Annotated in this window: 9 protein-coding genes; 6 read left to right on the top strand and 3 right to left on the bottom strand. The window is 39.0% G+C overall.

Translation table 11 applies throughout. The annotated features are described in order from the left end of the window. The first annotated feature begins 298 nt into the window (after positions 1 to 298). The 4 genes from ACOMCU_RS18895 (at position 299) to recQ (ending at position 5,744) form a co-directional block, all read left to right on the top strand. Positions 299 to 1,078 (top strand): GNAT family N-acetyltransferase, encoded by a 780-nt coding sequence (locus tag ACOMCU_RS18895; RefSeq protein WP_010859322.1) that lies wholly within the window; start codon positions 299 to 301, stop codon positions 1,076 to 1,078. Positions 1,079 to 1,454: 376 nt separating this feature from the next. After that, entirely contained in the window at positions 1,455 to 2,636 is a 1,182-nt protein-coding gene (locus tag ACOMCU_RS18890; RefSeq protein ID WP_421051045.1) for a CynX/NimT family MFS transporter, read from the top strand. 235 nt (positions 2,637 to 2,871) lie between these two features. Continuing rightward, complete coding sequence (locus ACOMCU_RS18885) at positions 2,872 to 3,975, top strand: TcaA NTF2-like domain-containing protein (protein WP_421051044.1); 1,104 nt, start codon at positions 2,872 to 2,874, stop codon at positions 3,973 to 3,975. Positions 3,976 to 3,983: 8 nt separating this feature from the next. Next, positions 3,984 to 5,744: a DNA helicase RecQ gene (gene recQ, locus ACOMCU_RS18880; RefSeq protein WP_421051043.1), complete on the top strand. Its 1,761-nt coding sequence runs from the start codon at positions 3,984 to 3,986 to the stop codon at positions 5,742 to 5,744. A gap of 411 nt (positions 5,745 to 6,155) precedes the next feature. Here the strand turns inward: recQ and msrA are convergent, their stop codons facing one another. Then, positions 6,156 to 6,677, bottom strand: coding sequence for a peptide-methionine (S)-S-oxide reductase MsrA (gene msrA / locus ACOMCU_RS18875; RefSeq protein ID WP_010859326.1), 522 nt, complete (start codon positions 6,675 to 6,677; stop codon positions 6,156 to 6,158). Between the two features lie 172 nt (positions 6,678 to 6,849). Between msrA and ACOMCU_RS18870 the strand changes: the two genes are divergently transcribed. Both ACOMCU_RS18870 and ACOMCU_RS18865 read left to right on the top strand, forming a co-directional pair. Further along, positions 6,850 to 7,800 carry an LCP family protein gene (locus tag ACOMCU_RS18870; RefSeq protein WP_010859327.1) on the top strand — a complete coding sequence of 317 codons (951 nt, stop codon included), beginning with the start codon at positions 6,850 to 6,852 and terminating at the stop codon, positions 7,798 to 7,800. A gap of 64 nt (positions 7,801 to 7,864) precedes the next feature. Next, the gene (locus tag ACOMCU_RS18865) at positions 7,865 to 9,064 is read left to right on the top strand and encodes an AI-2E family transporter (protein ID WP_421051042.1); all 1,200 of its coding nucleotides are present in this window, start codon (positions 7,865 to 7,867) and stop codon (positions 9,062 to 9,064) included. A 148-nt stretch (positions 9,065 to 9,212) separates the two neighbouring features. Here ACOMCU_RS18865 and ACOMCU_RS18860 read toward each other — a convergent pair whose 3' ends face one another. After that, the gene (locus ACOMCU_RS18860) at positions 9,213 to 9,929 is read right to left on the bottom strand and encodes an MBL fold metallo-hydrolase (RefSeq protein ID WP_421051073.1); all 717 of its coding nucleotides are present in this window, start codon (positions 9,927 to 9,929) and stop codon (positions 9,213 to 9,215) included. Between the two features lie 189 nt (positions 9,930 to 10,118). Further along, entirely contained in the window at positions 10,119 to 11,294 is a 1,176-nt protein-coding gene (locus ACOMCU_RS18855; RefSeq protein ID WP_010859330.1) for an aminotransferase class I/II-fold pyridoxal phosphate-dependent enzyme, read from the bottom strand. Positions 11,295 to 11,450: the final 156 nt, after the last annotated feature.

The following is an 11,450-nucleotide window of genomic DNA, read 5'->3' as shown; positions in this document are numbered from 1 at the left end:
TCTATTCCACTAATCCACTGTTAGTAGATATGTAGTTAAAGATACTGCTGTCATCTCTTTTCAGACGCGGCCATAGCTTTACAATGTTACATTTAACCAGCTCATTGATTTAAAGGGACCTTTTCATGAACCATTCAATATAAGAAGTATACTGTTGGAATTACAGGAATTATTTGTTTTTTAGTGTGGGTATAGTAACATAGTTATTGTGTTCGCAATGTGTGATTGTTCATTCGGTATTTAAACGAATGGTTTGAGCTATTAAACAGACTTCAACGATGAAGGACGGGGGTTAGACATGGAAAAAGAAGCGCTTATTTCAAAATTTCATAAAGAGCTAAGACAATATGCAGAGGTAGAGGGTTTCAAAAGAGAAGCAACAGCAGATGTTGTGCGTCACCTATCCCAGTTTGGTGAGAAGAGTTTTATTATTGCGTCTAACTTAACCGATGTTAATGTAGAAAAAGTTATTGAACAAGAAGTTAACTATTTTCGAAAGCTGAATCAGCCTTTTGAATGGAAAGTATATAGTTATGATAAGCCGTCAAATTTAAAGGAGCGGCTTGCTCAGCAAGGCTTTACAATCGAAGATCCGGAAGCGGTGATGGTTTTAAAATTGGAAGAACAGCATGTGCTACTATCGGAGACAACACCGCTCCATTTGCAGGAAATAAAGGATGAACAAGGTATTCAAGATATTGTCAAACTAGAAGATACTATTTGGCATGTGTCACATCTAGAAATGGGCAACAGACTATGGCGGGCCAAACAAGCTATACCGGAAGCACTGCACCTTTATGGTGTTTATGAAGATGACCAGCTTGTTAGTGCGGCATGGATGTATACTGAAAACAAGTCATCCTTTGTCAGTTTATGGGGCGGTTCAACATTGCCTGACTACCGAGGAAGAGGCTATTATTCGGCACTTCTAGCAGCAAGGGCACAAAAAGCATTTGAACAAGGTTATCGTTATCTTACAGTCGATGCTAGTCCGATGAGTAGACCGATTCTCGAAAAATTTGGTTTTTGTTGTCTTGCTTATGCGTATCCTTGCGATTCACCATCGAATAACAGCTAAGTATGCGTGTATGGTGTACCACAAGGACATTTTATTAAAGCTTTCTACGACTTTATCAGAAATAGCTCATATAGTGCTTACTATTGATAAAAATACAGTGCAAGTCACATCCAATTGGGTGTGGCTCTTTGGTGCCTTTATGGAGTCGTAAATGGAATTGGGAGTAATCAAATGGTTATTGCTAGGCAATTCGTGACACCAAAACGTTTTAACGCGACTGGACAATTCAAGATTACGACATACGTTTAGAAAAGTAGTCGACTTTGTGTACAGGGCTGACTTTTGCAGTAAAAGGAATCAGAGGTTTGAAATTGTTTTCATTCCTAGAATATGCTTTACTAGTAGTGAATTGGATGAGGAAAGGTTTTAATAAAGTATGAAAAACAAGCAATGGACAATTTCGATGGTTTTGGTAGTTGTCAGTATTTTTCTAGTGGCACTGAATATGCGTCCTGCTGTGACCGCTATTGGACCACTGTTTACGATAATGATGGAATCGCTTCATGTTTCGAATACTCAGATGAGTCTATTAACATCAATTCCGGTGTTTTGTATGGGGCTCTTTGCACCAGTTGCAGTGCCATTGCAAAAAAAGCTTGGAACAAAGACGGCCATCATGCTGCTGGTAGTAATCGTCGCCCTAGCAAATGGCTTGCGGTTTGTAGAGGAAAGTTATTTACTGCTTGTCGTCACAAGCTTCACAGCAGGTTTTGCCATTGCGATAATCGGCCCGATTCTTAATGCTTATATTAAGAGGAAATTCCCGAATCGCTTTGCTACAGTCGTTGGCGTTTATTCTTTTGGCATTGGAACGGGCGCGACTTTGAGTGCATCATTGAGCGTGTCATTTTATAATCGTTTTAATCAAAACTGGACGGTAGCGCTTGGCAGTTGGGCAGCGCTTGCAGTTATTGCACTCGTTGTTTGGTCGGTTGTTGTGCGAAACGAGCAGGGTCCTTCACAGATTCAAGGAGAAAAAATACAAGGAGCGGCACGCAATCCATGGACAAGCCGTCGTGCATGGACAATCCTAGTTTATTTTGGTTTACAAACATCATTGTTTTTTTCGATGATGTCATGGCTATCGCCAATGTTACAGGATAAAGGCTTTTCACTTGTTGCAGCCAGCTCTATGTTGACATGTATGTCCATCGTTCAAATGATTGGCAACATTTTGATTCCGATGCTGATGGAGAAGTGGTCAAACCGTATAACATGGCTACTTACATTAGGGTCACTGGGGATTATAGGTTTTATATTATTATGGATAGGCTTTGGCGCTATGTTATGGATAGCCGTATTCATCATTGGTATTGTCTTAAGTGGCTTATTTCCGATCGGTTTATTATTACCACTTGATGAAGCACGCAATCATGAAGAAGCAAACAGTTGGTCATCAATGGTGTTATCTGGTGGCTTTATGATGAGTTCAATCATTCCTATTTTAATCGGCTATTGCTATGATTTGACTGGTAATCATACCTTTACGTATGTCATTTTTATCGTTTTGATGCTTGGCATTATTGGTTCAACATATAGATTAAAGAAAAATAATTAAGAGACATGCTGCAAAAAAGTAGCATGTCTTTTCATGCCAATAAAGCACATTCTCTAGGTACATGTACATGAAGGACTATAGCTATATAGAAATTCAATAGGTGTATAGATATAGTAGCTTGGACAGGTTTCACAAGATGAATAAATAATAATATTATGTAAACTTGAAACGTTTGAAAACCTTGTTTATGATAGGAAAGAGGAAAGATGCTTAAATAGAAAGTTTTGGTGAACGTATGCGAAAAAAGATGCTCATAATCGGAGCGGCAAGTCTGCTATTAACAGGCTGTGGCGATCAATCGGTTGCTGAAATGTTTAAATCGGAAAAGGCACAAGTAAAAACGGAAAAGTCTGTGAGTAATTCAGAACAAAAGATTGTACCAGAGGTAAAAGTCGTTGGGGAGAACGGTATCGGTGCAGGTATTATTGTGAAACAGGAGCCGAATATGCTCTATATTGTGACGAATGGTGCACTTGTTGCTTCGAAGCCTACTGCACTCGTACAACTTAGTAACGATAAAACAGTTGCTGCTGATGTTTACTATATGTCTACTGCTTATAATATCGCGATTTTACAAGTTAAGTACAAAGCTTCAGTAAATGTGCCAGTTGTCTATAGTGGTGAATTAAATAAGCTGGCTGTTTATGTGGACGGCTTACCACACACCATCAATAAATATAGCGATAGAGTAGCTGCCTATTATGTAGATGCGGATGAAGAATTGCCACTCGGAAGCCCAGTAATGGCAGCAGAGAATGGTGAAATCGTGGGCATTTATTTTAATCGACGGCACAACGGCGCTTCACAACCATACATACTGCCATTTAAAGATATTGCACAGTTATTAGATGAATGGATTGCAGAGGGGATGAAAACAAAGGATCGCTTATCACAATCCAAAAACTTGTACCCTTATATTGAAGAAGGGGATAAAGAGGGCGTCAAACAAGCGGTAGAAAAGTACGGTAAAAATGTTTTTGCTTACAATGCCGATGAAGTGAAAATTTTTATTGATACTTTTCATGAACATTTAAAAGCTGCCGTCACAATCAATGATGCCAGTGTGATGAAAAAAGTAACGGGTGCAGATGATTTACAAAGTACTATGGATAGCATGGTAGCTTACTACGCATCAAAAAATGCAAAAATCCACTTTTCAAATACAAATATTAAAAGTATTGACATGGTAGGACAAAATATTGTGGTACGAGCAAACACAGAGTACGTGCTGACAAATTCAGCGGGGCAGGAGGCACTTGCCAACTCCCTGATGAAATATGAAATTTTCAAAAATGAACAGGGCGAATATAAGCTTATTCGTCTTACTGCTGAGGAGTGAGGTATAGAATGGAGCAAGCAAGACAAATGTTACAACACCACTTTGGCTACGATTCATTTCGCATAGGACAGGCACAAATTATAGAGCAGGCCTTAAGTGGGCAGTCAAGTCTTTGCGTGATGCCAACGGGCGGTGGGAAATCCATTTGCTATCAAATTCCTGCACTGATGTCAGAGGGGATTACAATTGTCATTTCACCGCTAATTTCACTTATGCAAGATCAGGTAGAATCGTTACGTGCAGCAAATATACCTGCTGCTTACATCAATAGTACGTTAACAGCTCAGGAAGTAGATGAAACGATGCAGTTAGCGAGTGCAGGTTATTTAAAGTTGCTCTATATTGCCCCAGAGCGACTAGAAAGTACATCGTTTTTACAAGCACTATCTCATTTTAATGTCCCTTTAGTTGCCGTTGATGAGGCGCATTGTATATCCCAGTGGGGCCATGATTTCCGACCAAGCTATCGTGCCATTCAAAAGTTATTTACATTGTGGTCTCACAAGCCGACTGTTTTAGCACTTACTGCGACTGCAACACCCGCTGTGTGCGAAGATATTCGACAATTATTAGATATTGACGAGCAAGCGACAGTCATTACCGGCTTTGCACGTGAAAATCTGTCTTTTTCAGTGTTAATTGGTGAAAACAAAGAACGTTTTATAAAAAATTATATTGAAAAAAACAATAATGAAGTGGGCATTATTTATGCGGCGACTAGGAAAGCGGTAGACGGGTTGTATGAGGTGTTATCGCGCTCTGGTGTATCTGTTGCTAAATATCATGCAGGGTTATCTGAGGACATGCGTATGTCTGAGCAAGAACGCTTTTTGAAGGATGAAGCCCGCATCATGGTGGCAACCAATGCATTTGGTATGGGAATTGATAAGAGTAATGTCCGTTTTGTTATTCATTATCAAATGCCACGTAATATGGAGAGTTATTATCAGGAAGCGGGTCGTGCAGGTCGTGACGGTTTGCCAAGTGCTTGTATTCTGCTTTATGCATCTGGAGATGTCCAGACACAACGTTTTTTAATCGAGCAAACACAAGATGAAACTCGAATTGCCCAAGAGTTAGCAAAGCTTCAAACCATGGTGGATTATTGTCACACAGAAGGTTGTTTGCAAAATGCCATTTTAACTTATTTTGGTGAGGTAGCAGGTGAGCCGTGTGGACGGTGCAGTAATTGTAATGATGGACGTGAAGTGAAGGATGTAACGCTAGAGGCGCAAAAGGTATTAGCCTGTGTTGTGCGCATGGGACAGAAATTTGGTAAAACGATGGTGGCGCAAGTTTTAATTGGCTCAAAAAACCAAAAAGTCTTGGAATTTGGTTTTACCAGACTGTCGACATATGGCATCTTAAAAGGTCATTCTTCCAAGGAAGTATCGAACTTTATTGAGTTTTTAATTGCGGAGGGGTTACTTGCCGTCAAGCATGGCACGTTTCCGACGATTTATGTTTCTGAAGAAGGCAAAGCAGTGCTGCTTGGCGAACATCAAGTAATGCGAAAAGAAGCCGTCACTGTACGTAAGCTTGCAGAGAATGATCCATTGTTTGAGCATTTACGACTGTTGAGAAAAGAAATTGCTGATGAGGAAAGTGTGCCACCGTTTGTTGTATTCTCTGATAAGACATTGCGTGAGTTATGTGATAAAAAACCTACAGCGCTAGATGGACTTCGAAACGTCAGTGGTATTGGGGAAGTGAAATTTGAGAAATATGGCAAACGTTTCTTCGATGCATTACAAGCTTTTACGGAGTAAAGGGATGAATGCGCTTATTTACAAGCCAAGCAACTTCAAGAATATGCAAATGGTTTGACATTATAAATATAAACATGAAACAGACTAGAAGCTGGTGTCTCAATTTTTTTTGGAGACAGCCAGCTTCTTTCTGTATAGATGAAAATTTTCGCTTAAATTTATTTTTCAACTGGAACGTCGACTACGAGCTGTGGAGCTGTTTTTTTACCTGTTGATGACACAAGCCGCCATGATAACAAATCATAGAATCGATATCAAAGTTCAAGAATTTTTGCAACTTTTTGTGTTTTCTAAAGCTAGGTGAGTGGGTCTTAGGACAAATAAAAAGAATCCATTGTGAAAAATGGATTCTCATTCAGTAGATGGCAGGCTGGGTTTTATCAATGATGGGAATGTACGGCACACTTGGCTTTATTTCTCCCAATGTTGCGCGATAAATGTATCACGTCCTGAGACAGTACGATCTTGCTGATAATGTTCGGGTTCTTTTTTATAGTAATCCTGATGGTAATCTTCCGCTGGATAGAAGTGTTGGGCATCACGAATAATGGTTACAATAGGCTTATCAAAGCGACCACTTGTAGCAAGCTTTTCCTTCGATGCTTCCGCCATATGCTTTTGTTCTTCCGTATAGGTAAAAATGGCTGTTGCATAAGAAGCACCACGGTCATGGAATTGACCATATGCATCGGTTGGATCAATTTGCATCCAGTAGATATCCAACAGTTGTTCATAGCTAAAAATGGCTGAATCGAATTCAATTTCAACCACTTCTAAATGGCCAGATGTGCCTTTTTTTACATCTTCATAGGTTGGGTTTTCTACATGACCACCCATATAGCCAGAAGTGACTTTATGTATACCATCCCACTCAACGAACGGCTTTACCATACACCAAAAACAACCGCCTGCAAATGTAGCTTTTTCAATCATTACACTCATCCTCTCTTTCGTGAAAATAGTATAGCATTATTTTGCTCATTACTGGTAAATTAGGTGTAGAATAACGGGTAGATAGGTTTTACGAGGTTAGAAGTATAAAAAATGAAACTTTACGTACTTTCAATCGTTACATTACTATAAAAAATAGAGGAGTCATGGAGTTATGGAAGAAGAAGAATATACAAGACGCTCGCAACGTCCAAAAAAACGCCGGTTACGGAAAGGGCGAGCAATTTTTACTTGCTTAGTGCTTTGTGTCATTGTAATAGCTGTTTATTCGGTCATGCAATATCGAAGCGGTTTACAATTAGCATCGGATACCAAAGTGCTGCAGGAGGATTTTACCGGTGATCAAGTGCAGGGCGATATTGAAAACTATTTGTTATTAGGTGTGGATACACGCGGTGAAGAAAAATCACGCACGGATACAATGATGGTATTGTCTTGGAATAAATCATCTAATGATGTGAAGCTTGTGTCGTTTATGCGTGATATTTATGCAGATATACCTGGCTATCAGTCCTATAAATTAAACACAGCCTACTATTTAGATGGTGTCCAACTGTTAAAGGACACCATTAGCAATATGTTTGGATTACCCATTCATCATTATGCACTGGTGGATTTTAAAAATTTTGAATCACTCGTTGATATTTTAGCACCAGATGGTATTGAAATGGATGTAGAAAAGGATATGTCTGAAAAAATTGGCGTTACGCTTACGCAGGGTGTGCACCAATTAAATGGCAAGGAATTACTCGGTTATGCGCGATTCCGCCAAGATGCCGAAGGAGACTTCGGACGAGTAGCACGTCAGCAGAAAGTAATTGAAGCATTGAAAAATGAAATATTAGCACCTCAAAACCTCCTGCACTTGCCGAAATTCGTTGGTGCTGCACAGGGCTATATAACAACAGATTATTCATCAGCTGGTGAAATTCAGCAAGTACTAAAGATGGTATCGAAAGGGAAAGTATCGATTGAGAAAGCAACAGTGCCGATTGAAGGTAGCTATGATTTCCAAAACTTTAGCCACGCTGGCTCTGCGATTGTAATAGATGAAGAAAAAAACAAAGAATTTTTACGTGAATTTTTAGGCATTTCTTTAGAGTGATTTTTCGCAAAAGCCAACATTATCCTGTAATATAAAGGGAGAGCAATTGGATTGGGGTGAGTATATGGAAAAAGAAAGACCAAAAGAGCGGTCAAATTTGTTTTCGACGAAATTTATTCGCTTTCTAGGTGGTAAAAACTTATTATTTACGCTGTTTATTTTATTATTACTCGCATGTGTTATTTTCATGTTTGATAAAGTTTCCTTTATATTTACCCCGCTTCAAGTATTATTTGAAGTAGTTATCTTACCAGGGGTACTAGCAGTCATCGCATACTATTTATTGCGTCCATTACTCGCCATTTTAGAAAACTGGCGGATTCCAAGAATTTGGGGCATCTTAATTTTATATATTGGTGTTCTAGGCGTGCTTACTTTACTTGTCGTGCTTGTCTATCCATTTTTGCGTGAACAATTCACCAATTTAGCCCAGGAATTCCCCGTGTATTTTATGGCACTAACGCAAAAAATTGTGGATTATCTGAATAATTCACGTATTAATGAGTACCTAGATAACATTAACTTTAACTATGAACAAGTTGTTACGAATTTTACAACAGATATAGTCGAAACAGTGAAAGACACTGCGGCCAATTTAGCACAAGGTGTCGCTACAGGCATTACCGGCTTTTTATCTACATTAACAGGGATTATTCTATCACTTGTAACGGTACCATTTATTTTATTCTACCTATTAAAGGATGGCGAAAACTTACCGAAGTTTGTCATTAAGATTTGCCCTCCACGTATGCGTAAAGGTTTACATGAGGTTTTGCACGATATGGACAAACAAATTAGTTCGTACATACAGGGTCAAATTTTAGTATCCATGTGCATCGGAGCAATGGTAACGATTGGTTTCTTGATCATCGGTATGAAGTACGCGTTGTTACTTGGCTTCCTTGCGATGATTACGAGTGTAGTGCCATACCTAGGGCCCGTTATTGCGATCACGCCTGCAGCGATCATTGCGCTTGTGACATCGCCATTCATGCTTATCAAACTCGCGATAGTATGGACAGTTGTTCAGCTAATTGAAGGTAAATTTATTTCTCCGCAAATTATGGGGAAATCGCTGAGTATCCATCCTATTTCTATTATTTTTGTCTTGTTAACAGCAGGTTCCTTATTCGGCGTGCCGGGTGTCATCTTAGGGATTCCAGGCTACGCAATCTTAAAAGTATTTGTCAGTCATATGTTTAGACTATTTAAACAGCGTTACAACCGCTATGAGGACGAGACACATCAAAAATACGATGTGTGAGTTAAAACAGCTGCTACGGCTTGTAGCAGCTGTTTTTTATTGGATAAAGAAAAATAGCAATCATCACATTATTTCCTGTTGACCGTCAACAGTAAAACCCTTCCAATACGCAGCATGTTGGAAGGGTTTTACTGTTTTTAAAGGATGCTTAATGAGCGGGTTTATTGTTAGCAATCATTGCACTTTCTAATGTACCACCATGATAACAATAGTAGGTCTCTACATCCATCTCTTTAAGCAGTTTTAGCGATTGTTGTGCTGTTGCTATATCTAAACAAAAATGTGGATTTGCTACTGCCAACTCATTATTTTCTACGATGGCTGCATCACCAGTAATGATAGATTTTAATGCAGGAATATAGAGAGAGATATGTCCAGATGTATGCCCGGGCGTTGAAATAACTACACATTCATTGTTCACAATAAAATCACCATTGTTTACTATCTGGTCCACTTGCACATGTTTTAAATGTGTTAGTTGTTTGATAAATTCTTTTCCAAATGCCTGTTGACTAACTGGTAATTCTTCTAACATTTGCTCGGCTTGTATTAATCTTTCGGATTTAGTCGTTCCTTCAAGGGCATCTTTTTCAATTGCACTTGTAATAATGTGAAGGTGAGGATACTTCACTTTGAAATCAAATAACGAACCGATGTGATCATCATCATAATGTGTAACGATAATGTTTTTAAGCGTATTCAGGCTATAGCCTAGTTGAATGATTTGTTGTTCAATCATTGGCATAAACTGTGGATATCCAGTATCAACTAATGTTAAATCATTATCACATACAATCAACGTAGGATATATGTAATGCGTCTCGTTATTGTATGGATAGGCTATTTTTAATTCTTCTATTTTCAACATATTTTTTCCTCCATCCTGACCGATTGATGATGATATGCAAGTTGAATAGCATCGTGCCAAATGATACGTTGAGTATAGACGTACCTAGTAATATTTCCTAGTTACCGATGATACTATAAAAAAGGGTCTGTTCAACAGTCGACAAATCGACAATTGGACAGACCCGATGTTTTAGTAGTTTTAACGTTATCGTTGTAGCTGTAATTGTACTTGTGCTAAACGATCTATTGCTTCTTGAAGTACTTCTTTCGGTTGTACCAAAGCTAAACGTAAATAGCCTTGTCCAGCAGTTCCGAATACCGTCCCAGGCACAGTGACAACGCCTACTTGCTCAATTAGTTTGAATGCAAGGTCTGTACAATCAACATCGTATGGATATTTTGCCCAGACAAACATTCCGCCATTCGAAGGGGCCGCATCCCAACCCAGGTCACGTAAGCCGTTCATCAATGTTTTATGACGCTCAGAGAATGTTGCGCGCAGGCTTGCTGTGATGTCCTCTGCATGATCTAACGCAACTACTGCAGCGTCTTGAATTGGTTCAAAGATACCGAAATCTAAATTTGATTTAAGTTGCTTTAAAATCGCAATCATCTCAGCGTTCCCTGCGATATAGGCAATACGTGTCCCTGCTAAACTAAAGCTTTTTGATAGTGAGTTAATTTCCATGCCGACCTCTTTTGCTCCAGGGGCTGAAAGGAAACTAATTGGTCCTTCGCCTGTAAAGTAAAATTCTGAATAAGCAGCATCATGTAATACAATGACGTTATATTTTTTCGCAAAGGCAATCACTTTTGCAAAATAATCTAAAGAGGGCATTGCAGGGACTGGATTACCAGGTAAATTTAAAATAAGTAGCTTGGCCTTTTGCGCAATTTCTTCAGGCACAGCATCTAAATCTGGTAAAAAGTCATTGTCAGCTGTTTGTGGCATGTAATAAGGTGTAGCGCCTGCTAGATGGATTCCGGCATCGTAGGCAACGTAAGCTGGATTTGTGGATAGCACGATGTCTCCAGGGTCACAAAAAGCAATCGGTAAATGGACCAAGCCTTCTTGTGAGCCAACCGTTTGGATGATTTCACAAGTCGGATCTAAATCCACATTGTTACGTCTTTTGTAATACCTGCTAACAGCTTCATAAAAACGTTGTGTGCCAGTTAATGTGTAACCATATGATTCAGCTAGATTCGCTCTAAATGATAAATGTTCGCGAATTCTTTCATGTGGTGGAAGGTCAGGGCTCCCTAAACTTAAATCAATCATAGTCATGCCTTTTGCTTGTTGCTGTTTTGCGAAGTTTTTTAAGTCTCCAAAAATAGCCGGAGTAAATAATGTCATTTTTTTAGATGGTACGATTTTCAAACTAGTACACTCCTTATAGTTGTATAACAGAATAGTAGTACACATTTTATCATACTAAAGCGTATAAAGGGAAAGATATTCTGAAAAAAGAATATATTTTTGTAATGGAGAAGATGAGCGCTTAGGCTAGCGGAAATATTTTAGAACTCTTGGACC

Source organism: Lysinibacillus sp. UGB7 (assembly GCF_049058285.1).
Classification (GTDB): Bacteria; Bacillota; Bacilli; order Bacillales_A; family Planococcaceae; genus Lysinibacillus; species Lysinibacillus sphaericus_B.
The sequence above is the reverse complement of the archived record's forward strand: the minus strand, read 5'-3'. Positions and strand labels throughout refer to the sequence as shown.